A 24,428-nucleotide genomic window follows, 5' to 3' on the forward strand; every position below is an offset into this window, starting at 1 on the left:
TTTTTTTAATTTCTCCTACTATTTTAACCTAAGCAACTCTTAACGAAGTATATGCTGCGTATCAGGTTCATGTTCAAAGCATGTGGTGGTTTTCATCTTCTTTTGATTAACGCGAGTATTACAATTGGTAGTTATCTTTTTTAAGTTGATTGCATAGGGTTCTAGCTCGCTTTGATTATGAGGCAATGGCTCATGACGAATTAAAACTTTTGCTTTTTGATAATTGGGATTTTTATTGAGTAAAAAACGATTTATATCTTTATAAACTTTATCCTTAAGTTTCGGGTATTCTTTTTTTTCTAAGCTTGGGTTGGCATCATTTTCTGTATTTACTTTGGCAATATGGCGAAGATTACGATCAAAAAAACGAAAGAATGGATTACTACTCGGAACTTTAGTAACTTCATCTAATTGCAACTTGCGAAGGCGAAACACTTCGTGCGCTAATTCAATACCGAGTGCTTTGTTTTGTAAATCTTTAGGCAATAAAGCCTTAATTCGTTCTATTTCCTCAGGCTTTTTACTATCAATGATGATAACCTCTAAACTTTCGCAATTAGTAAACGCATTATTACTGATATAGATAAGACTAGTTGGCAAAGTAAGCGTTCGTAAGTTGCGGCAGCCGCTAAAACCCCAAAGACCAATTTTAATAACATTATTAGGGACAATAAGTGTTCGTAATTTAGTACAGCCGATATACATACCATTACCCACAGTATCAATATTGCTTGGGATATCAAAAGTACCACTTGGCTTAAGATCACTATTGTAAAACCTTGTCAAGACATTCATGTTTATTAACATTGTTATTTCCTTTAACTGTTTAATAACCCTAAGTTTCGTATTTTAACTGCAGGTCGTATTAAATTTGGTGCTTATAAAGCATTGAAAAAACTTTTTACTTATATTGCAGACTTGTTGATAAAGAATGTCTGTTTGAAACTTTATATTGGTTGAAAGTAAGCGTTATTACGCCTAATATGCTAACTCTTTGGTCTGTAAATAATCTTGGTATGCTGAATAAACACCAGTTAATTACTATTTTTTGCGAAAGAAATGACTTTTGCAAGCAATTAAAAAAAATAAACTCTATTCTTACCGATTAAACCCTTTTCTTATCTAAACTTCGAATAATGATGAATATTATAGATAGTACATTAGCAGCAATTACCTCCTTTAACGAAGTTAACGATTTAAAACAATCCAGCAATGTATTTGAAGAAACAATTAAAGAAATTCTTGCTCGCTATCATATACCTCTTAAATCATTAACTCTTTTTTCTGAAGGCACTAATATTGTCTATTCTTATGATAATCATTTGGTTATTAAATTATTTCCTCCTTTTCACCAAGATCAGTTTGAAAGTGAACGATTAATGCTTAAAGCACTTGCCGGAAAACTAACGGTTGCAACCCCTATCCTTCATTACGAAGGTGAAATAGCAAGATGGCCTTATCTAATAATGACTCAACTAAAAGGCACACTCTTAGAAACACTTTGGCATACCTTAGATCATAATAATAAATTAATTATTATAAGTGAGCTTGGCTTATTAATACGGGAAGTTCATTCCTTACCAACACATGGCCTGGAATCTATTGATTGTTATTGGCAAGCCTTTATTGAAAATCAAATAGCTAACTGCATAGAAAATCATCGCAGTAAAAATTTACCTGAAAAATTATTGCGACAAATGCCAGCCTACATCGAAACAATTAAACCATCCTTAGTTAAAATTGACAGGCCTGTTATTTTAACTGGTGAATATACCCCAATGAATTTTTTAGTCACCCATATTGAAGGCGCTTGGCATATTTCAGGTTTAATCGATTTTGGTGATGCTATGTTAGGCCACTATAAATATGACTTATTAGGTCCAGGTGCTTTTTTAATTCAGGGTGATAAAGAGTTACTAAACGCTTTTTTAACTGCTTATGGTTTTTTGTCTCATGAACTCAATGAAAATTTAAGTCATGAGCTAACTGCACTAATGCTTCTTCATAAATATAGTAATTTAGAAATTCAAGTGCGAATTGCTAATTGGAAAAACAAAATTTCTTCATTAAAAAAGCTAGAAGATTTAGTTTGGGGGTTTTAATTTTATGATAAAAATCTTTTTAAGTTAGTTTATAAAGCAGTTAATATAGTTATTCTTTCTTTTAATTCCTTACCTATCATATAGAAATTTTTATTAAATAAAAACGCCTTAATTGAAAACCAAGCAAACTCTTTGTAAATAATCTTGACAGCATCATTAAAAAGTTTAAAATCCGCCATTTTGTACTTAATTTAAAAATTGCGTTTAAATTTTTATTCTATTTATATTTAATTTACCCACGCTAAATAGATAATGGACCTATCATGGTAGTGGTCTTACTAATTAACACTGAGAAATAAAATCATGAAATTATCTACAGATGGAAAAATATTGCTACAAGTTGACAATCAAGATATTGATTCCGATGGCAATTTTAAATTTCCTAATGACATTACTACTATTGGCGAGTCTGCGTTTGAAGAATGTACTAATTTAAAAAAGCTTGTCATTCCTTCACACATCACTGACATTAAAAAATTTGCATTTTGGAATTGTACTCAATTAAAAAATGTGGTTCTACCCAAAAATCTTACTAAAATTGCCAAGTGTACATTTAATGGATGCACTAGTTTAGAAACAGTCAGGATACCACCTAATGTCACAGTTATTGGGAAAGGCGCCTTTTATAATTGTCGCAGCTTAAAAAACATCATTTTGCCTGAAAAAGTTACTAAAATTGGACGAGGAGCAATTCATACATGTCCAAACTTAGAAGCGGTATTCATTTCAAAAAACATTGTATCCATTGGACATGAAGTTTTTGATGACTGCGAAAATTTAAAATCAATTTTTACTGATGGTAACGATACTGAAATTGAAAAGCTTAAATCATTATTTGTTCTCTATAAGTTTGCAATTAAAGTGGCCTCAATTAATCGTGCAGATAAAGAGTTTCTTGCACTCTATGATATACACACTAACAAAACTTCACAGGCAAATTCACCAGTTCTTTTTTTCAAGGAGAATAAAAATCTTGCTGAAGGTAATAACAAATCTGATAAAAATCCAGAAAACCTTTTCGATGAACTACCCAATTGTAGTACATTTCCTTAAAACAATGATACAAGTTGAAAAAACTAGCCGTTAAATTATAAGTGGAAGCTATTTAGCTTCCACGCTTGCTTTTCCTTCATTTAAATTTAGAATCATTTCGTATCTAAAAATGAAATATTTTTCAAAATGTCCTCAATAGGTAAACCCATAACATTATAATAAGAACCTTTTATTTGTTTAACAAAAATATCATATACATTTTGAATACCATATGCCCCAGCTTTATCAAAAGGATCGCCTGAAGCAATATAGCTTTGTATTTGTTGCTCCGTAAGTGTATTAAAAGTAATTTCCGTCGTTACACAATTAATCCGCCACCTTTTTTCTGGTAAAAAAATTAAAGCATAACCTGTATAGACTTCATGAGAGTTGCCACTTAACATACTTAACATCCTATATACGTCATCGTTATCTTGTGGTTTTTCTAAGATATGATGCTGATAAGCAACAGTAGTATCGGCAGCTAGAATCAAATCTGCGTTATTTACTTCAATTTGTGACAGAATGGTTTGTGCTTTTTCCTGGGCCAGGCGAGTGACGTATTTTTTAGCCTCTTCATCTTTTTTCTGGATTTCTGCAATATTAGCAGGCATAACCACGGCATTTAATCCGTGTTCTTGCAATATTTGTAATCGTCTTGGCGAGGCACTAGCTAAAATTATTCTTAATGCAGAATTAGGTTTCATAAAGTTTAATCTAATATTAAAATCACTATAATAACTTATTAAGATTAAATTCCAATGAAACGCCTCACTGTAGGTTTTCAAGCGTAGCTATTAAGATTAGCATAGCTTTATATTGATTTACTAATTATCCATATTTATATTTATTTTGCCTATTAATAGATTAATTATTGACTATGTTCTATTTATAGACTAAATTAATACATATATAGATTATTATGAGAGACTGTCATGAGTAATTCTACTGTTTTAAAAAACAGCCAATCTATTGATCATAATAATGTTGATAATTTAAAGAGAAATACAGCAAACATAATACAACTATTTAAGCATTGGGATTTAAAAGTTGATGAGCAGTGTAATTTATTGGGTGGTATAAGTCCTCAACAGTTAAATAAATTCCAAAATGGTAAAGCTCATATCTCAGGCCGAGATACAATAGAGCGTGTTGGCAATCTGCTCGGCATACATAAGAGTCTAAGAATTTTATATCCTTATAACAGAGCAGTTGTCTACAGATGGATAAAAGCCAGAAATAAAAAGCTTCATAACTTAACGCCTTTAGATGTGATGTTATCGCAAGGCTATATTGGTATTGCGCAAGTAAGAAAATTAACTGATTACATGAGAGGAACTTAATGTCATTGTTTGCAGTAATAGTTGATTACTCTGAAGATGTTTTTCGCAATATTCGCTCTGTAAAACCATCGCAAAATCTCTTTGATGACTTAAGTGAGGATGCAGATAACTGGGAGGCTGCGAATACTTTAGAGGCTATTACCCACCTGCCACTGGAAAATAGTCAATTAATACAAAGAGGTTTTGAATATAGTGAAAATTCTTTCATTGATTATCCTTTTGAAAATTTAACCGCATCTCGTTTTAGTGATGGACAAAATCCATGCTGGTATGCATCTGAAACATTAGAAACGACTATATATGAAACAGTTTATCATTTTAAAAAAGAAATTACTGATTCACCTGAGGCATTTAATGGCGAAAAGCAAATTCCAGTAGATAGACGGATAGCTAAAATTGCTTGCATTGGAATAACTATCGACTTGTCTTCTAAAACAGAAGAATATCCTTGGCTCTTAGATCCAATCAATTACTCAAGATGCCAAGAAGTAGGAAAACGTGTTGCCAAAGAAGGCCACCCATTATTGCGGGTGAGATCAGCCAGACACCTTGAAGGCATCAATATTGTGGCTTTTAAAAGTAATGTGTTATCAAATGTTAGAGAACATTGCTTTCTAAAATACACGCTCAATTTAGATAATATGGAAGTTACGGTTACCCGGGGAGAAGCCCCTGTTTTGATTATTTAACGGTTATTTCCTCAATTGAAATTTAATTTCTAAAATAGTGATAATTATAAATACTATCCACCCATGAATTAATCCGAGGAGTTTTACTTAAAAATGGAAAAGTTATTCCCACAATACCCAACAGAAATAATCCATGATTTAATACTGCCGCAAAATTATTTTCCGAATAATTCTCAATATCCTTTGCTAATTTATAAGCAAGTCTTTAACTTTGCTAATCAAAATCCAGAGGAAATTCAAGAGTATTTAAAACAAAATTATTGGATTAATTCATGGGTGGATAGTATTTATAGTTATCACCATTATCATAGTAATACCCACGAAGCATTAATTATTATTGAAGGAAACTGTAGCGTACAAATCGGTGGTGATTTAGGCAATATTTATAATATTTCTAAGGGAGATGTTATTATTTTTCCGGCTGGTGTTTCACACAAAAATATTAATTCTTCGCTAGATTTTAAATGCATAGGATCTTATCCTAATGATGTTGATTATGATGTAAACTATGGCAGAGCAGACGAACATCCTATGGTTGATATGAATATTAAAAAAGTTGGTTTACCAAAAGCTGATCCAATTTTTGGCGCAGATGGATTAATATTTAACTATTGGAAGTAGAAATTTTAATAGGCTCATTAAGGCTGCAGATAATTTAAGGCTAGTTAATGCTTGACGCTGTTATTATGTATACCTATTTTTAAATAAATACATTTTAAATTAATTAAAAAGGAATTTTAGCTTGGCAAAAAAATCTTTGCAAAACAGATCTGGCTGCAAGGTTTGTGATATTGAGCTTGACTTTGATTTTACCTTTGCTTTTCAACCAATTATCGACATTAACAAAAAAGAAATTTTTGCTTATGAAGCCTTAGTACGAGGATTAAATGGCGAAGGAGCAGCAGACATTCTGGCAAAGGTAAATGATAAGAATCGCTATCGCTTTGATCAAGAATGCCGAATAAAAAGTATTTTCAAAGCGCAGCAATTGAATATGAAAGAATGTATTTCTATTAATTTCTTGCCTAACGCTATTTATTCTCCTGACCTTTGCATACGAACAACCATTGCTGCTGCTGAAGCAACAAATTTTCCCCTGCAAAAAATTATTTTTGAAGTAACTGAAAGTGAACAGATCAACGATCCTCAAAAACTACTTTCTATTTTTCAATATTATCGTGAGCGAGGTTTTTGTACGGCTATTGATGACTTTGGTGCAGGCTATGCGGGACTAAGTTTGCTTGCCAATTTTCAGCCAGATTTTATTAAAATTGATATTAAATTAGTACGTGATATTAATGTAAACTTAGTAAAACAAGCAATGGTTAAAGGTATTATTTTAACTGGAAGTTTACTTAATATAAAAATTATCGCTGAAGGAATAGAAACAGTTGCAGAAGCTCGCTGGTTAAAAGAAAATGGTATTTCTCTTATGCAGGGCTTTTATTTTGCAAAACCAGGATTAGAACATCTCCCTACCTTTAATAATTGGGATCTAATCTAACTATTTAATAAATCCCTTCATGCCCTGCGTTCCACGACTTGTTTACGGAATTTAGACATCAGCCATATCAATGGATTCTGCGGACAAGCCGCAGGACGTAGGTTGGGTGAACAGTTGCTACTGGCTCATGCCCTTACTTCTTAAGTAAAAATTGATTAGCCACATTAAAATCAATAATATAACTATTAAGTTCACAGGTTAATGATAGCTCTGAAGAAGTGCTAAGATAGGTTTTCCATTTTTGAAAACCAATATTTGTAAGCATTTTATTTGGCATATTATTAGACGAACGAGGTTCACATAACATCATTTTTAAATTAAAGATCTTATAAAACTCAAGTGCAGCCATGCAAAATAATTTTGCGCCATGCCCTTTTCCTCTATTTTTTTCATCCCACATATGCAAGTGAATATGAGCAATTTGTTGTTTTACAATGTCCTTTAAAGCACTATAACCGACAGCTTTTTCATCAATAAGCCAGATTAAATAATAGCTTGTTACTTGATCAAGTGAGGCGTTACAAATAGTTTTCAAAGAGTCTACAAAGTTGGTTTTTGAATTAAATTTGGTTTTATCTGCCCCCATACGGTTAAAATTAGCATCGGTATTTTCAAACCAATAATTAACAATACTAGGGATATCTGTTTCTTTTAGCGCTCGTATAGATAGAGTAGTCATCATTCAATGTTAATTAATTTATCTAGAATTCATATTAGTGATAAAAAGGTAAAGATGCGACTTTAATATATTACTTCATTATAGGTAATTTATGGCTGCTATAATTTATAAGGAAATAAAGAAACATTAATTTTAGGTATTGAAAACATGTTTTACGCAATCATAAAAATTAAATTAAACAGTAATATTACCAAATTTGAAGAAATTACTGCAAAATCAATAAATCAATGCACCTGCATTGCCATGGTAAATTCTTTGGAAAAACTTAGAAAATCTGCCCTTGAATTAATTCCTATAGAATCCTCTACATTTATTGCTTGCGTTACTGAAAATAAAAAATCGCCGCTACATATTATTAAGTATACAGATGCTAATAACCTTTTAGGTGATAATGAGTTTGAGTGGATTTACTGTACTGAGGAATTCATTATACCTGCAAAAAGCCCAAGTATAAAAGAAGAAATCTATACCAAAACTCACCGGGCTCTAAATAAGGCAGCCGCCACATTTTATGGTAAAAGTTCAAAAAATCATTTGGCTGAGCATATTGATAAACAGGCATTAAAACCATGTTTAGAGACCGAAAGAGATTTTTGTTTGGGTGACATATATTACGATGGTGTTATTTATTCTCACCAACGACGTATAACTGATTGTGCAGATACGGCAATGGAAATGTTAAAGGGATATCATCTATGGAAGTGTAATGAGCAAAATTACACTGATTTTTTAGAGCAGCGTCAAGAGCTAAACCGCAACTATGAAAATAGAAAAATTAAACTATTTTCAGGAAAAAATTCTTCAGATTTAAAAAGCTATAGTGATTTTTTAAATAGCGTTAATGTAAAAGATTTCATTAAAGATGTATTGCCTGGCCATCTTACCTATTACTTATATAGATATGGACCTGTAATTGCTAGAACTAATGAAATTGGTGGGCATTTCGTGCTACTCAAAGGAATTATAGATAATCAAGTTATAATTGATGATCCTTGGGCTGGCTCAAATATTTTCATTGAATTTAATGAATTTAATAAAAAATGGGATGGCAGAGTTATTTATTTTTCTGCTGGGTATAGCATGTACATTGAACAAGGAATTAAACAAGGAAGTCAAATTAATCCAAATATATGAAACCAGTTATATGATTAATAATGCGGTTTATAAAACACATTTCCTTCTTATTCATTTTTATTACTTGTCTCTACCTTTTATAGCGAACCAATTTGAATCATAGAAAAAAACTATCAGACTCATTGAATAATAATATTATTCCTCGTGCATTTTATTGATTAAAGTACGTTTGGTTAGTTTTTTTAAAAGGGAGATTTTATGCAAAGAATAACGTTGGATAAGCGCAATAATCAATTTACCGCAAAAATATTAAATTATTTTAATGATCTTAAACCTTATTCAACACCTTACCTTGAATGGTTAAGCATGGAGCACTATCAGTTTTCATTAAACAACACGCGCTTTTTAATGACTTCACACATGCAAACTAAATCGCTTATCGATCAGGGTGTTTCGAAAGCATTGTTAGATAATTACAATGAAGAAAAAAATCACGCTAGAATGTATCAACATGCCCTAAAAAAAATTGGGTTAGATGTTAGCAAGCGTATCCCTTTTGCCGCAACTAAACAATTTTTTACCAAACTAGAAACTATGATTCAGTGTAATGCATCGAGAACCTTAGGTGTTATGTATGCGACCGAAACTGCTGCAATCTTTGAACATACTTTATTTAAAAAAATTAGTGATGAGATATATCAACGTCATGGCTTACTCTTTACTAATTCACGCTTAAAACAATTTCATGATTTGCACTTAGATGGCGTTGAACAAGCCCATAAAGATGAATTAGGTATCTTTATTGATCATACTAAAGAAAATGTTGATCCTAATATTTATTTGCAAGAAAAAGAAGTACTAGACGGTGCTTTTGAAGCCATTGAGGCGATGGAGGTATGGTGGTCTAATTTAATTAAAGTGCAAGAGCAACTCGATGAATTAAATTATGCTTAATGTGATTATAACAAAATAACAAATAATATGGCTGAATAATGCTCATTCTATAAACATGTCTTTCTCAGCCTTTATTTTTATAATATTTGTTATTAATTTAAATCTATTTATTGCTTAAAAAATTTTTTAATAAGATAATATTAGACTAAATTAATTAAGTATTTCCCAATCACTTATGTCTGAGTTGTACCATCTTATTTATAAAAGCCAAGCAAAAATGCCTTTTAATACAAGTCAACTGACTCAATTAGCTAAAATTGCTCGTTTTAAAAACTTCACACAGCAAGTTAGTGGACTTTTAATTTATTCAGGCCAAGAGTTTTTTCAAATTTTGGAAGGTAGGCTTGATTCAATTGAGAGTATTTATAATAGTATTCTAAATGATAAAAGGCATAAAGATATTGTTTTACTTGTTAAAGAACCTATAACCAATCGAACATTCTGGCGATGGAATATGGGCTTAACAATTATTGATGATAATACTGATATAAGAACTCAATTAATAGAATATATGCAAAATGATATTGAATTAGCTAAGGCTAATAAAGACGACGCTCGTTTTATATTGCAAGCCTTTTCAAATAAGATTTTTCAGCAATATATATATTAAATTCTACCTCCTTTCTTCAAGTTTATTTTTAAGCGAATTGCCTATTGTTATCTTTCGTGTATTATCCAGCTATTATGCATTTTTTTTAATAAGAGGGGTAATTTATGAAGCATCTTGTTAATAATCTATTACGTACAACTAATATGGTAGAGTTATTGCGAGCAATGGGTATTTCTCTCGATAACAACACTGTTAGTTGTAAAGATGAGCGTGTTATTTTTACTACAAAAAATATAGAACAAAGTGAGAAGCTAGCGTTTGATTTACAGGGGCTTTTGCAAAAAGATGTTGTCAAACCTCAGATTAGGCAAGTGAGTATTGCGGATCTTATTGCTGATGAAATTGCACAAGCTACCTCTTTAAACGCCCTCATGATTGAAACACACAAAAAATCTTGTTTGGCTGTTTTAAATGTTTTACAAATGACAGGACTTAATTACACGCTTGATAAAGAGCAGGAATATTTGAACATTGAACTTCCATCTGCTGCTTATGCTCCCTTATTTAATTCTCTAAATTATAAATATATGAGTATACAAAATGAGGAGATAAAATTTAATATTAAAGCGTTTCTAAATGATCATAAACAAGAGATTATTTTAGTGACAGGCAATTCCCCACTTCTTTTCGCTCATTCAGATTCTTTTGAAAATAAAAAGGTTTTTTATGCAGAGAAAAAATTAAGCAAGGATACAACCGAAGTAACGCCTTACTTTTTTGTCCCCGATACTCTCACACCACCTACTTATCATTTTGTTTTAGATACAAGTATTAGTATGGAAGGAGAGCCACTGGCTAAATTGAAAAAAAGTGTCAACGAATTTGCCGATGCTTTATTTGATTTTCAACCTGATGCGGTGATTAATCTTACAGAATTTAATATAAACACCAAACAAGTAGGTAGGGGAAGTTATCGAAAGACAGATTTGTCGCAGCTTGTTAAAGATGTTAATAATTTAAACGCTGGAGGAACTACACGGCTTTATGGAACAGTCTCTGATAAATTAGCTCAACTGTTGCAATCAAACCAGCATAATAATGTTTTATTATTTACTGATGGCGTAAATACCGTAGGAAATGATGATGATGAGACACAGTCACTGAATAAAACTGTGACATCTATAAAACAAAGATCTGCTTTAATTCCCGTACGTAATAAATTTTTCATTTTAAGCTATGGAGTAACTCAGCCTGAAATTTTGAGGAAAGTTGCTGAAACTTTTTCTTCTCCTATTCTTTATACAGATACGATTGATTTTACAGAAGCATTATCTAAAAAAGGAAAATTACAAGAATGGGCGGCTGCACGTGAATTATTTACCTGTCGTCTAGAGGTAACTACTAACTCTCAACAAAATACTAGATCAGAAGAATATCTTCGCTCGTATGATATGTCGGGCCAATTTGTAGCATTAAAGGCAAGTCAATTTAAAAATGATGAAATCATGCATTTAACGATAACGGATGGTAATGGTAATACACTTCTTGATGATAAAAAGTCGATTGCCAAGGATAAAACAAGAGATGCTTTTGTATTACCTGGTAGTGCCAAAACCGCAAGTCAGGTTGGTGTGTTTGCATTACAAGAAGCACGTAAAAAAGATGCTAATCCTACATTCACACCCACATCTACTTTCCAGTAATTGCTAATTTTACTGTTTGGTATTTTAGTGATATTTATATTTCCTAGTTAATTAAGGCAAAGGGATTTGCTAAATATATATTTTATTCTCCCTTTAAAACTATACTGTTTTCCAAACATACTCAACTTTATCATGACGTATTGCAAAGATTTCCTTATGCAAAAATCCCATGGCGTCTGTATAGCCTGGAATCAAAACTAGTTTATCGCCTCGGCCTAACGAAACACCTTTAACCCCATTAGCAGAAATAATTCTCGTGTGCTCAGCACTTAAGCCAACAACTTGCAAATCATCTCGATCACGAAATCCAGGCAATCCTCCCATAGGGTGCAAGCCTATTGACTTAAAACCAGCATTAGCAATTGCCCTGCTTTTATCAGAAGGAACGCTAATAATTTGAGTGAGTAAATATGCTCCCATTAAATGTTCGTAATCTTTTAAATGTGCCTTATGATAATAAAGTTGATCACCAATAGCTGCTCCTCCGGCCTGAATTTCTGTTACAATTTTATTGTTTACAGCGTCTATATAATTACAGCTACCCCCAGCGCTAACAATTTCAACAGGAATACCGCTTTTTTCTATTAATTTTTTTGCTTGAGCTAAAATGTCATGTGAAATTGCTGTTTCTTGTGCTTTTTCAGCAGGTGGCATGATGGGCGTATGTCCCTCATATCCGGTAATACCCATGAATTTAATCGTCTGGGTTTCTTCTTCAATCTTTTTAGCTAACACTGCTAAATTAACGCCTTCCTCGATTGTTGCCCCACAGCGATTATGGTTAATATTCAATTCGACTAGCACTTCTATAGGTGTAATGATTTCCCACTGGCGAATGCTCATTGCAAGCTGTTGTAAATACTCACCATTATCAACAGCAACCCGTAAGTATTTTAATTTTTTCGCCAATAATGATAAACGATTTAATTCATCCAAACTGCCCACTTGGTTGGCTAAATAAATATCATTAATTCCCTCTTCAGCAAAGCGTTCTGCTTCAGTTAACGTTAATACGACAATACCTGTTGCGCCACGCTGTAAAATATACTTTGCAAGTTTGGGGCATTTATGGGCCTTGCAAGGTATTCTCCAGGTATAACCTTTATCGACAATACGTGAACGTAATAACTTACAATTATGATCAACAATATCAAGATCAATCATAAAAGCAGGCGTAGGTAACGCTTGTATCGGTTTGCTGATATATGGACTTATCTCTGGCTTTCTTTGAGCCTGAATAACAGTGCCTTTATGTTGCGATTCACTCCAAGCTGTTAATTCAATCCACATTCCCCAGGGTGAAACGAGAAACGTTGATGTGCATATTTCGCCACGCAATGGAAAACGCATGGGTGGGTCTTGTATGAAACGCACACCTTTATATTTGGGTATTACATTAGTATGGATATGCTTAAATACAGCATCCATGTCTTTAACAGTAAAAGAAATATAACTATTGCCAATGTCACTGAATTTATGCCAACCTCTTTCCCCTTGTAATTGAACTTGATCTGGCGCTTTCCATTCAAATAGTTCTACATATTGAGTCAATGGTTGTTCACCACACTTAAGCATAATAACGTGAGATAAATAAGATTCAGGATGTACACCAAAAAGTGCTGACCAGCCACGCTCACCTGCAGTTGGTTTTGGCTCTCTCTTAACTTCCCAATCAAATTCAGCATTAAACACATCAATAAGAAAGTCTGCAGCAAGTTGAGCATCAGGTACAACTAAACCAATATGATCCATACCCATATTTGTTGGAATCCCATTTCTTTTATTCAACATAATATAAATCCATGACCCCTGTTTGATAATTAAGAATAGGCGGAGTTTGTATACTTAAAAATAAAGTTTCCGTATTAGTTAAAAAGCCGTGCGGCGTTTTCTCAGGCAAATCAAAGCGCATTCCTGGTTGATAAGAAATTTCATTTTTCCCAGATAAAAAAAATCCTTCACCTAAAATGATATAAATAACAGCAGAACTTTGTTTATGATAATGGGGCTGATATTTGGAGCTAGGCTTTAATCTGACTAACTCAACAATTTCATTTGAAGGCCTTAGGCTATGGTTTGAGATGGTTAGAAGAATTGATTTTTCTACCTTAAATACTCCCAATTTTAATAGTTCAAATTGTTCCTCTACCTTACCAGCTTTTGTATATACCCGTTCAAGCGGTATGTTTTGCAACATTTTATGAATTTTACTCATAATCATCATTCCTTTTTAAGGTAAACATAATGCTTTTTTATTTTGAATAAAATTGAAACTATTTCTATAATATGTTCCATTATGGAAACAATCAGATTAAAGCAATTTTGTGTTATTGCTGAAACAGGCAGTTTATCTAAGGCAGCTGAATTATTGCATATCACTCATTCAGGACTATCAAAGTCCATGAAAATATTACAAGATGAACTAAAGATTAGCTTGTTAAGGCCGGCAGGCAGAGGTATAGCGCTTACTGAAGATGGTATGCGTATCTATCAACATGCCAAATCATTTCTGGAAATGGAACATCTTCTGTTTCATAGCGGGTCCCATACAACAAAACTGACCACAAGAATTGGCACTGTGGAAATATTTATTCCTTTAATTTGTGAACACTTACCTTCTTTACAAGTGAAGAATCAAAGTATTACATTGCTGGATCTCAATCCAGGCCAAATTGAACAAATGGTTGCAAATCATGAATTAGATTATGGCATAACCTATACGCCCTTCCCCATGGAGCAAATTGATATTATAACCCTTGGCCAATATCAATTAGGCTGTTATCACTTACAAGGCTATTTCTCAAATATGAATATTAATGAAATACCTTTTGCTGTTCCAGCAGTGGCTATTCCAGTTAACCCTTTAGGAATAAAGGAACGTGATGGTTGGATTGAAAGTATAATACCCCGTAAACGAAAATATCTGGTTAATCTGCTTTCTACGGCTATTGAATTAGCTTTACAAGGCTTATGTGCTATTTTTATTCCAAAATTTGTTGCAGAAAAGATTAATAAAACACTAAACGATAATAAAAAATTAATTGAAAAATCTATACCCAATGAAATTAACATTAATCAAAAAATTTTTCTTATTAAACATAAAGATAAACATATTAGTGAGCAATTTGAGAACTTAAAAAAATTATTTAAATAGTTATAATTTCGCTAACTTATCGCCATAGACACAATAATTCACCTGAAGTGTACCAAACCTTTGGTGTAGAGTTAACTTTTGTAGCAAGAGAAGCAAAATATTGATTTGTGTGGTCTATTGGCTACAATTTAACTTAAGTGTATTTATTATGGTCAATAAAGATAAGGAAATCACAATGAAAAAACTTCTATCAACAATTTTGGGTATTTCATGTTTCACCATGACTAATTTAGCCTTTTCTAGTGGCATGCCAGGAAGCCCATGTGTAGGAATAGATGGAAAAGTATGTAACTCAGGTACACAAAATTGCGTTTGCCAAAAAAATCAAATAGGCAAGTGGTGCCGTGATGTAAATGGTGTTCGTTGTCACCGAGGCACACGGGGTTGTATTTGCAAGTACTAGTAAATGAAGGGAGCCCTAGTTATCCGGCTCCCAAGTTTCGCTGCAATAGATCTAGTTAGTTAATTCTTTGTAATTATAAATATCAGTTTTCCTTAATATTCATAAGATATAATGAATTCAAAGGAATAATTCTTTGTAAAGGGCTAACAATGTCTACTGATGACGATATTCAACAAAGGTTATCTAGATTAGCTGGTAGCGGTATTCATGATACTCTGTCAACTCTATTAAAAGACCTTGCGATAGCTCAAATTGAGGCTAAAGCAGCGACAACGCCGGAAACAATTAAAAATTGTAGCCAAGAGCTAAATGATTTAATACGTAAATTGGTATCTAAATCTCATGAAATAGATGATGTTGTTAAACAAGTAGAATTGCAATCAAAAATAGCACAAGCATCTTTACTTATAAAAGAACTTAATGAAAATAAAAATAGTATAGAGTTAAGACAAGAAACTAACAAATTAAGGGGCTTGCCTGAAAAAACAACGCAGCAAGCATTACAAAATCTTAAAGAAGCTAAAAAAGAAGTCAGGGGCGCAAGAACAGCAGATAATTTAAGAAAATCAATTGATAATCTAGAAATGGCCATTCAAATCGCTAACACTAAGATGTTAGACGCTAAAGGAAAAGATAAACCAAATTTATTTGAACAAATACGCCAAGCTAATCAATGCTTAGCAAATTATAAGGTTTTACAAGCACCAAGTAGAGCACTAAGTCGAGCGACTTCTTCAAACATGAGCCTGGAAGCCAAAACTGCAGCTCAAAATACACACGTACCCAAACAAAAGTCACCAACTAGGCCCGCAAATTCTTTTAAATCTGGCGCTAATAAACAACTAGCTAAAACAACAGAAATCACCCAAAAGCAAAGCATTAGGAATCCTTTAGAAAAAAGATTAGCACGAGCGAAAATTGAGGCCAGAGAAGCTGAAGAAATAGCTAAAAAAGCTATTAGCAAATATAACAAAGGAAAAACACCTAAAGCAAGACGTGAGATTTTAAAACTTTTAAGAGAAAAAAGAGCTAAAAAGCAAATCGTTGCTTCTTTACAAAAACAAGTACAAACGTTTGAGACGATCGAAATGATGCGTGGCAAGACAACCCAATTTAAAAATGCCCTTCATGATTTCAAAGCAGCAAGACAAAAAAGTTCAAACGATAAATTTGAAAATAATAATCCTCGTTTTAAACCCTAAAATATTTCCATATTTAATATGATTTATTTTGGCCCTGTATTCATGTAATTTTCTTGGCCTGCTGCGCTTGCTAGTGTCAGATTACTAAAATTATGAAAAAACAGGGCTTGCTTTATCATCTCCAGCTCAACTTTCAAGCTAAGTGCAAGATGATTATCTATAAAATTCTGCTGAGGCTGATAAATTTTAACGAAATCAGTTAATATTTGAAATTGTTGAATTGGTGACTGATATAAGCCTAAGTTTTTATAAGTTGCTTTAACAAGGTGAAATAATATTCTTTTCTTGGTAAGTTCCGATGGCTTTTCTGCTTGATTCAGGGCTTCGCTCACTTTTGCGAAAACGTTTTTTAATTGATTTAATTTACAATAAATAAGAACAATTTCTTCATACAAATTAAATTTATCTTGTTGTTTCATTTCTCTGTACATTGAATAAATTGCTAAAGCTTCCTCATAAACTTTAATTGCAAATGAGAAGTTTCCTTTTTGAAAATATTCTTTACCAAGTTTTGTAAAAGTACCTACTAATTGTTGCAATTGGTCTCTTGCTTCCTGCTGTTCAAATTGAGTTAGTTTCCCTATATGCATGATTATCAAATTACGCCTGGTGAGAAGCTCATTGAACGTTTCTTGTTTTGTCTTAGAACTTGTCACATTTCTTATAAGGTAATAAGCAGTACGAGCTAAAATTTCATTTAATCTTTTTGATAGATAGTTTATCTCTGTTTGATTAATAGCTTGAGAAATAGCAAGCTTATAATAGTCCTTTGCTGCAAAGACCGTTTGTTCAAGGTAACTCTTTCTTTGTTGATAATGTCGAATTATTTCTTGCTCATGTTTTTTTATAGCATTATTAACGTGGCGATCATAATTAGCCAAATTTAGATAAACTATTTTCTCCTTATAAATCATCGCTTCTTCAGCAAATATATCAATACGTTTAAATGCTCCTTTAATACCATGACCTAAAATATAATTAGGTTCAATTTGCCCATCCCCAAAGACAACAACTTTAGGTAATTCAGGTTCTTGGTATGTAAAGGTATTTAAACGTTGCGGGTTTACAGCAAAAGAACAAAAGTAAGGTTTAGGATGATTGCTTTTTGAAATTAAGTGCTCAATATTCACGATAGGCTGATTAGTAACAATTTCTAGTACTGTTGTTAGCCACACTTCTTGTTGACTCGTTGGAAGATTATCTGGACACTCAATATAAACGCACGTTTTGCCATCTTTAAATGGCGTATTGTGACAATAAGGAAAAGCAAATTCAGTCCAACCAAATTGGCGTAACTTTTCTATCGCCCTTGTATACTCGACGGTTGTTCTATTAAACAATAAATTATTTTGAGAGATTTTTGAATGATCTGCTAATGAAATAGTATTTTGATCTAACTTTATATAGGCTATTAAATGATTTTTTATTGCTACATCCTTTGAAACAGGAGTTAATTCAAAAGGCTTCGCAGTTCCTCTTAATTCATGTATTTTATTTATCTCAGAAACTAATACCCGCTTAGATCCTGTGCAGTCAAATACATAATCACAAGGAATTAATTCTTCTATTAATTTATTATCTTTATTTTTATATGCAACAATAACACCCTTTGTTCCTTTTGTTCCTTCTGAAAAACGAACGAATTGTTTTCTCTCAATTCTAATATTCTGAGAAAGTGAATATTGATATAAACTTTTTTCTATATTTCTAATATGATCTGACTTTGCTGGTGGAAGCACAGCTTGGAGTCCTTTTTCAGCTTGCGTAAATATGCTAACGTCCACAGCGCCTGGCCTGCTATAATTGCCCGCTCGCGGGTCCAAAATTAAAATATCATTTATTCCCTTTTTACTTAACTTATCTCCTAAATATAATCCGCTTGGACCTCCTCCAGCTATAACTATATGAACCATAAAAAATAATTTGAAAAATAAAAACGTAATTTTATTTTAAAAAACTTAAGAGAAAATTAAGAGTTAAATTAATTATTTTTCTAATTTTAAGATTCGTAGAAATATTCTTTTATTAAGCTTTGAGTTTTTTGTGTTTATTAATCTTTTAAGTATATATATTTTTTTTCTTCTTACTTTTATTTTTTTTATTTTAAATATGGGTAATGTGCTAAATTAAAAATGGAATTTATAGATACAAACTAAATTATATAGATATCCACAAATTATGCTTGTAATTTGCGCAAACCGACATAAAAATAAATAAACTTATGGCGATGGCCTTACTACTGATATATTGCCTGGCTTTCCTTGTGCTTGAATAGCTGGATAATACATAGATTCGGCAAAAATAGGCGGTACAATAAACTGCCCTATGTTAGTTGGTTTAATTCGATAATGAATTTTTTTTGTTTCACTCCCTACATTCGTAAATAAAACCACCCTATCCTCACGCAAGTCAACATAATCAACCTCTTCTGTGTTAATAGAGTCAGTATTTACTTCAAAACCACCAGGCAATAATTCTAATATTACAATATTATTAAAATATTGATTGTCTAATGCTCTTATTTTAATACGGACTTGTATTTCATTACCCAGAGAAATTTGGGTAATTGGTTTACCATCTAAAGAAAGATATTCCCGATAAATTTCTATACCCTGTTTGATTTCATGGGTTGGAAGTTGTTTATTAAACCCCTCTTCAGTTAATTGATAAAAATAACGCTGATTATTAGGATTATCAATCACTATCTGTTTTAAGGTATCAGTTAAAAAGAGTTTCTTAAAAACATTGTTCGTATTATCCAGTAGTTTTTGCTGATTATTATCCCCTACTCCAATTATACTTATGGGTATGTTTGTAGAAGGTTCAGCACTTTGATTATATGCGGCTAATGCTAAGCTCATATATCCTGAAAATAAAGTATTTATTTCACTGCTATTAAGTGCCTTAACCAATGATAAAACTAATTTATCATCTAGGTTTGCTAACTGATTAGGAAAATGTTGCGCTAATATATATAGGTATTGAGCATCGGCAAGGTTAGTATTGTAAAAGTCATTATTTTCTATATCGGAATTTTGTATTTGATAACGATTAATTAATTGCAAAGCAACCTGATCATTTTTCAGTAATTTATAAGTCGCAGCAATATAAGCGCCAGTAATTGTTTTTTGCCAATTAAGGTTTTTATCATTATCTAGATACAGTTGTAAATTGACTAGATAGTTGGTTGTCACAATTTCATTACGTGTCAAAATATAGATAGCGTAAGCCTGTAAACGTGCTGTTTCATCGTTATTAGCATTTCGTGATACAAGATCCTTTAGGTAACTAATGCCTGTTGACAACATTTCTGCTGGTATAGCATAACCTTGATTTTTTGCTTCAGTTAAAAAATGTATGGCGTAAATCGTTGCAAAAGTATCATTTAAGTCGTTGTTTACTTCTGGCCAGTAACTAAAGCTGCCATTAGATAGCTGTCGCTGTCTTAGTAATTGAACTGTATCTTGTATTTTATCATTAATCTTATTCTTATCTTGCATAAACCAGGGCTGGTTAGCTATTGCTAATAGAGGAATTGCTTTACTGGTAAGTTGCTCTGTACAACCATAAGGAAAATTATTTAAATAACGTTCTAAACCAGTCACTAAAATCAGTGGACTAGCAGACAAAGCAATTTCTGCTTGATGATGTTCTTGATAAAAATTTTGATTAAGTATAAATGATTTGGTCGTTTCTTTAGTTACACCACTGTCAATATTGGTTATGAAATTGCTAGCTGGTCTTATACTTAATGTATTATCTAATTTACTAACTTTATCACCTAGAAAAGTTTCAAACAATATTTTTGCATTACCTAACTCAGGTTTAGCTTTTAATTTAAAACGAACTTTTTGCTCATGACCTTCATTAATATGAATGATAGTTGAATTTGAGCCAAGAATTTCAAGGCCAGGCGAAGTATGTAATTTAACTGTAATAGGCGCATTTAAACCAGAACCTCGAACATTATTTGCAATGCTTGCTGTTATCTCAAATTCATCATTAGGCGCTACAAACAGGGGTACATTGGGCGTAATCACAAAATCACCACGAATAACAACATGCTTATCTGTTGAACCCACTGCATCATCTGCTACAGCAACCGCTATAACTTTTAGACTACCATTAAAATAGTTTGGTATTTGATACGTAAGTTGATGTTGAGTACTATCACTAGCCAGAATACCAGACCAAAACACGACGGGAAGTTCAGTTTTTCTTTTAAAAGGATTCAAATGTTGTGCTAAAAGAGCCTCACCGCCATCTCCTCCTACCGTTGATAACTCTCGTTCGCGAATATATTTGGGTAAGATTTGATCCACCGTTTGTTGAGTAAGAACTTCAAGGGCGCGTTTTTGAAAGAAAAAAGCAAGTGGATCAGGTGTTACATATTTAGCTACCTGTAAAATTCCCTCATCTACAGCAAAGACAATAATTTTCCCAGGTTTATCAGTACTGTAATTAATAAGTAAATTATCACCTGGTTTAGCTAGTTGAGGAGTATTAAGCTGAATATGAACATTTTGATTATCATGGTTAATGGTAAATGGAATAACATTATAACTAAGAGGGCTAATGAAAAGCTCTGGTGAATCCCAATCGCGAATAAAAGCGACATTGACATAACCATTGCCTTGAAAGTTGTCAGGGATATGAATTTTTTGCACAGAGCTAGTTAAATCGGTCTTAAACCATTGTAAGGCATATACTTTATCTCGTTCAATAGTAATCAAACCCGTGCCTGTATATGGCGCTGTGATTTGTAATTCAATATCCTCGCCTGCATTAAATTCTGTTTTATTAAGCTTAACATTAAGCTCAGCATTTTTAGCCAATGGCAATTGGCTCGCTCCAACTATAGAAAACTTAACTCGACTAACCTCGATATTATTTTCGTTTAAAATACTCAAAGCAAAATCACCAATTTCATTAGTAGGAAGCAAATAATTTGTCCCATTTTCAGTAATAGATAAAGAATTCGTAGCAATCACTTTTGTTTGAATGACAGATTGATATTGATAAGTCCCATTAGGATTTTTAACAAGCGTTGTTATAGGTCGGAGTGATAACAACTGCACTTTTAAGTTATTAACTGCCTGAGTATTAAGTTCGGGATTAATAGCAATTAAATTTAGATTTCGCGTACTGTGCTGCTTAATATAAGTAAGATCACCATCAGGTTTATAACCTACAAAATAAGGCAATGGACTTACTAATGTTTTAATTTGAGCAGTAACATTTCGCCCCCCTTCTGCCTCAAATCCTTCAGCGAAGAAGGTTAATTGATAGGTCGATTGTTCAAATCGATTTAAATTTAAATTAAATTGCGCTTCGCCTTTATCATTTGTCTGAGTATCTGGGAGCGTTTCTGTATAAACCTTCGCTGGTTTTTTAGGATCAAACAAAGGATCAACAAAAATATAGCTTGGATATTTCTCAAACTCTACGCGTTGTGGCGTTAATAATATTTTTCCACTAACACGTCTATTCTCAGCTGGAGCGCCATAAAGATTCCATAAGTTAATATGTGCATTAATATACTCAGGCGATACCCATCCTGACTGATTAGAAGGTGATAACTTTGTTTTTATACGCATTCTATCTGGTTGAAATTCAGCAACTTTAAACGAAGCGCTACCTAAAACAGCTTCTTTATGTTTATCTTTTATAGTATATAAATAAACTGAATATTGTCCTGTCGGTGAAGTGGCATTAGTTTTAAAGTCAAAATTAAAAAATCCAATTTTATCAAGAGTAAATTTTTGGTCGTAAACAGTCGTTCCGCGCGGGTCAATAATAACAGCTTCTAATGGAAGTCCAGGAAGTTGAGTTTGTGCATAAGCCTTTTTAATAATTAAACCAATATGCGCTAAATCGCCAGGTCGGTAAATACCCCTATCTGAAAAAAGATAGGCACTTAAGCTTGGTAATTCTTGATTATTACTATAAATACCACCCACATCAAAATGTGAATAATTAAGCTGTCGATTAGCATTGCTATAGGGTATGAAAGAAACATCACTGCCTAATTGTGCTAAATAAACAACAGGCTCCCTATCATCAATAAAATCTTTAAGCGTTGGAAAATTAACATGACCTTGATTATCAGTAATCCCAGATACAATGGGTAGGCCATTTTTACCTAAAACAGATACTTCCACGCCGCTTGCAGGTGCACCTGCAACAATAGATTGAACAAAAACATCATGCGTGCCATCACTATTGTCTTTAACTAACATACTTAAATCAGTAATTAAAACTAAACGGTTTGCTTTAATATCTAATGGCGTTTTATTAACAATATCCCAACCAGTTGCCTTTAGTAAAAACAAGCCTTGCATACCTTCCTGGTTAAGAGGAGCTGCTAAATATTTTGCTAAATCTAAAGCAGTATATTGCTGTTTGGTTAAATCATCAGCGAATGATTGTACTTCGGAAAAAATCTCACTGATATTTTGTTGATTAAAGGTGTAGTTTATAAAATTTGGGCTGTTAAAATTACCTTCAGTTTGTGTGATTAATTGGTTAATATTACCTGGCAATACCCGAGCTATTTCAAATTTAACACCTGGCACGCCACGAACAAGAACCGATAGTTTTTTTTCACCACTTAAAGCAAGCAAGGCGCCTTTATGCAGAAAACTAATTTCTTGCGGTAATTCCGGTACTTTAATAACAGCTTTATAATCATTAGTTAATTTAAAATCCCCGAATGCAGAAGTACCCTTATCTAACTTAACATACAAGTAATAAGGTTCTTTTACACTTAATTTATAGCTATGCAAAGTTGAGTAATTTCTATCAGTAGGTATAGGGCGAAGTAATACAGGTTTAGCTAAAGCTAAAATTGTTGGCGTTACTTCACCAGGATTTTGCCAGGCATAATTTTCCTTTTCAGCTTCAAAACGAGTAGCTGGATAATTAGCAGGTAACTGGTATACGTGCAGAGCTTTATTAATCTGCTCATCAGTAACCCCTATTGAAGTTTCTAAAGTTAATACTTGTTCTGGCCTATCTTGTTCATTCCGTACAATAGAGGCAGCGCCATTTAACACTTTAAAATAATTAGATACATCAGGAATTAATAGATTTTGACTAAGTTCCTTAGTAGTTGCATCACTACCAGTATTGGACTTAACCCCTTTGTTAATTTTTAATACTAAATATCGCTCTACATTGGTAATAGGCAAATTTTCAGAGTGAATGTAAGCAATTCGCTTTTGTTCATCATAATCTATCGTCCATTTGAATTGTTGCGCCGCTAAGTTAAGTTTGTCATTTTTTATTTCTTGCAGAAACAGCGCAATTTTATCTTCTAAACTAACAGGATTAACGGGATAATTAAATTCTACAGTGGCTACTGCCTGCCTTACTTTAGGATCAATAGGATCTTGATAAAATTTAAATTCATTAATTTTAGCTAAGAATGGTTGGGTAGCGAATTTATAGGTTAGCCGCTCTAGCTTCATTCCTTTAGCAAAAAAAGCCCGATCAAATTGAATAGTAAAGTTTTGACCTGCGGGCCAATCTTGTTCGGGCTTAAATATTAATTGATGATCATTTTCCCAAGTCCAGGCACCCTTTATTTGGGGATTTAATCGAATATGTTTAGACACTTCTTGGCCTACCAATTCGAGTGGTGCAACCGGCTTAGGAATAAATTCTTTTTCTAATTGCAAGCCAAAATTAATGACTAAATTATCTGGTTCCAAAGTATCTGAAATTGGCGTAATTTTAGGTGTCGTAATTGTTGCGGTAATTAAATGCGATTTAGGCAAATTTTTATACCAGACATAACTGGCAAAAGCTGTTAAGAGTAAAACAATTAAAAGCATAAAAATAGGCCAAAATAAAAAAGGTTGATTCTTTGCTTTTCTTTTAAGATATGTAACCCACGGCGGGCTTGACCATTGTATTTGACCTAGTAAAAATATAAAAAAAGCGCTAATTCTAGCTTTTTTTTTAGCAATCGGCGGGTTGTTCATATATAATCCAGCCAGTAAAGAAATTTGCAAGCACAAGAAGGCGCCCAATGTTGC

At 32.7% G+C, this 24,428-nt stretch carries 20 protein-coding genes; 13 read left to right on the forward strand and 7 right to left on the reverse strand.

The genetic code is table 11. From position 1 onward, the window contains the following. Positions 1-39: 39 nt before the first annotated feature. Positions 40-807 (reverse strand): leucine-rich repeat domain-containing protein, encoded by a 768-nt coding sequence (locus DYH30_RS07815; protein WP_115331121.1) that lies wholly within the window; start codon positions 805-807, stop codon positions 40-42. A gap of 329 nt (positions 808-1,136) precedes the next feature. On the opposite strand from DYH30_RS07815, the gene DYH30_RS07820 reads away from it, so the two are divergent. After that, positions 1,137-2,102 (forward strand): phosphotransferase family protein, encoded by a 966-nt coding sequence (locus DYH30_RS07820; protein ID WP_115331122.1) that lies wholly within the window; start codon positions 1,137-1,139, stop codon positions 2,100-2,102. A gap of 303 nt (positions 2,103-2,405) precedes the next feature. Then, positions 2,406-3,155 carry a leucine-rich repeat domain-containing protein gene (locus DYH30_RS07825; protein WP_115331123.1) on the forward strand — a complete coding sequence of 250 codons (750 nt, stop codon included), beginning with the start codon at positions 2,406-2,408 and terminating at the stop codon, positions 3,153-3,155. Positions 3,156-3,247: 92 nt separating this feature from the next. On the opposite strand, the gene DYH30_RS07830 is transcribed toward DYH30_RS07825, so the two are convergent. Continuing rightward, on the reverse strand, positions 3,248-3,841 hold the full coding sequence (locus DYH30_RS07830; protein ID WP_115331124.1) for a Maf family protein: 594 nt from the start codon (positions 3,839-3,841) through the stop codon (positions 3,248-3,250). A gap of 228 nt (positions 3,842-4,069) precedes the next feature. Between DYH30_RS07830 and DYH30_RS07835 the strand changes: the two genes are divergently transcribed. From DYH30_RS07835 to DYH30_RS07850, 4 genes are all read left to right on the forward strand, one after another. After that, positions 4,070-4,477, forward strand: a complete 408-nt coding sequence (locus DYH30_RS07835; RefSeq protein ID WP_115331125.1) for an antitoxin Xre/MbcA/ParS toxin-binding domain-containing protein — start codon at positions 4,070-4,072, stop codon at positions 4,475-4,477. Next, positions 4,477-5,166: an RES family NAD+ phosphorylase gene (locus DYH30_RS07840; RefSeq protein ID WP_115331126.1), complete on the forward strand. Its 690-nt coding sequence runs from the start codon at positions 4,477-4,479 to the stop codon at positions 5,164-5,166. Before DYH30_RS07835 ends, DYH30_RS07840 begins: the two co-directional genes overlap by 1 nt. A gap of 93 nt (positions 5,167-5,259) precedes the next feature. Beyond that, positions 5,260-5,787 carry a cupin domain-containing protein gene (locus DYH30_RS07845; protein ID WP_115331127.1) on the forward strand — a complete coding sequence of 176 codons (528 nt, stop codon included), beginning with the start codon at positions 5,260-5,262 and terminating at the stop codon, positions 5,785-5,787. 121 nt (positions 5,788-5,908) lie between these two features. After that, positions 5,909-6,670 (forward strand): EAL domain-containing protein, encoded by a 762-nt coding sequence (locus DYH30_RS07850; protein ID WP_115331128.1) that lies wholly within the window; start codon positions 5,909-5,911, stop codon positions 6,668-6,670. Positions 6,671-6,803: 133 nt separating this feature from the next. On the opposite strand, the gene DYH30_RS07855 is transcribed toward DYH30_RS07850, so the two are convergent. Beyond that, a complete protein-coding gene (locus DYH30_RS07855; protein ID WP_131740607.1) occupies positions 6,804-7,352 on the reverse strand; it encodes a hypothetical protein in 549 nt (182 codons plus the stop codon). Between the two features lie 144 nt (positions 7,353-7,496). Between DYH30_RS07855 and DYH30_RS07860 the strand changes: the two genes are divergently transcribed. The 4 genes from DYH30_RS07860 (at position 7,497) to DYH30_RS07875 (ending at position 11,630) form a co-directional block, all read left to right on the forward strand. After that, positions 7,497-8,483 (forward strand): cysteine peptidase family C39 domain-containing protein, encoded by a 987-nt coding sequence (locus DYH30_RS07860; protein ID WP_115331130.1) that lies wholly within the window; start codon positions 7,497-7,499, stop codon positions 8,481-8,483. Positions 8,484-8,681: 198 nt separating this feature from the next. Further along, complete coding sequence (locus DYH30_RS07865) at positions 8,682-9,377, forward strand: DUF3865 domain-containing protein (protein WP_115331131.1); 696 nt, start codon at positions 8,682-8,684, stop codon at positions 9,375-9,377. Between the two features lie 175 nt (positions 9,378-9,552). Next, positions 9,553-9,987, forward strand: coding sequence for a BLUF domain-containing protein (locus DYH30_RS07870; RefSeq protein ID WP_115331132.1), 435 nt, complete (start codon positions 9,553-9,555; stop codon positions 9,985-9,987). 104 nt (positions 9,988-10,091) lie between these two features. Beyond that, positions 10,092-11,630, forward strand: coding sequence for a VWA domain-containing protein (locus tag DYH30_RS07875; protein ID WP_115331133.1), 1,539 nt, complete (start codon positions 10,092-10,094; stop codon positions 11,628-11,630). Between the two features lie 99 nt (positions 11,631-11,729). On the opposite strand, the gene DYH30_RS07880 is transcribed toward DYH30_RS07875, so the two are convergent. Beyond that, positions 11,730-13,421 carry an alanine racemase gene (locus DYH30_RS07880; RefSeq protein WP_115331134.1) on the reverse strand — a complete coding sequence of 564 codons (1,692 nt, stop codon included), beginning with the start codon at positions 13,419-13,421 and terminating at the stop codon, positions 11,730-11,732. Further along, a complete protein-coding gene (locus tag DYH30_RS07885; protein ID WP_160116180.1) occupies positions 13,411-13,845 on the reverse strand; it encodes a cupin domain-containing protein in 435 nt (144 codons plus the stop codon). The genes DYH30_RS07880 and DYH30_RS07885 overlap by 11 nt, the downstream gene beginning before the upstream one ends. Positions 13,846-13,926: 81 nt before the next feature. Between DYH30_RS07885 and DYH30_RS07890 the strand changes: the two genes are divergently transcribed. From DYH30_RS07890 to DYH30_RS07895, 3 genes are all read left to right on the forward strand, one after another. Next, complete coding sequence (locus tag DYH30_RS07890) at positions 13,927-14,784, forward strand: LysR family transcriptional regulator (RefSeq protein WP_115331136.1); 858 nt, start codon at positions 13,927-13,929, stop codon at positions 14,782-14,784. Between the two features lie 175 nt (positions 14,785-14,959). Then, positions 14,960-15,187, forward strand: coding sequence for a hypothetical protein (locus DYH30_RS17835; RefSeq protein WP_131740609.1), 228 nt, complete (start codon positions 14,960-14,962; stop codon positions 15,185-15,187). Positions 15,188-15,336: 149 nt separating this feature from the next. Further along, positions 15,337-16,389, forward strand: coding sequence for a hypothetical protein (locus DYH30_RS07895; RefSeq protein WP_115331137.1), 1,053 nt, complete (start codon positions 15,337-15,339; stop codon positions 16,387-16,389). A gap of 23 nt (positions 16,390-16,412) precedes the next feature. Here DYH30_RS07895 and DYH30_RS07900 read toward each other — a convergent pair whose 3' ends face one another. Further along, positions 16,413-18,302 (reverse strand): hypothetical protein, encoded by a 1,890-nt coding sequence (locus DYH30_RS07900; RefSeq protein ID WP_115331138.1) that lies wholly within the window; start codon positions 18,300-18,302, stop codon positions 16,413-16,415. A gap of 306 nt (positions 18,303-18,608) precedes the next feature. Further along, positions 18,609-24,374: an alpha-2-macroglobulin gene (locus DYH30_RS07905; protein WP_115331139.1), complete on the reverse strand. Its 5,766-nt coding sequence runs from the start codon at positions 24,372-24,374 to the stop codon at positions 18,609-18,611. Positions 24,375-24,428 lie beyond the last annotated feature (54 nt).

It is taken from the genome of Legionella busanensis, from assembly GCF_900461525.1.
Classification (GTDB): domain Bacteria; phylum Pseudomonadota; class Gammaproteobacteria; order Legionellales; family Legionellaceae; genus Legionella_C; species Legionella_C busanensis.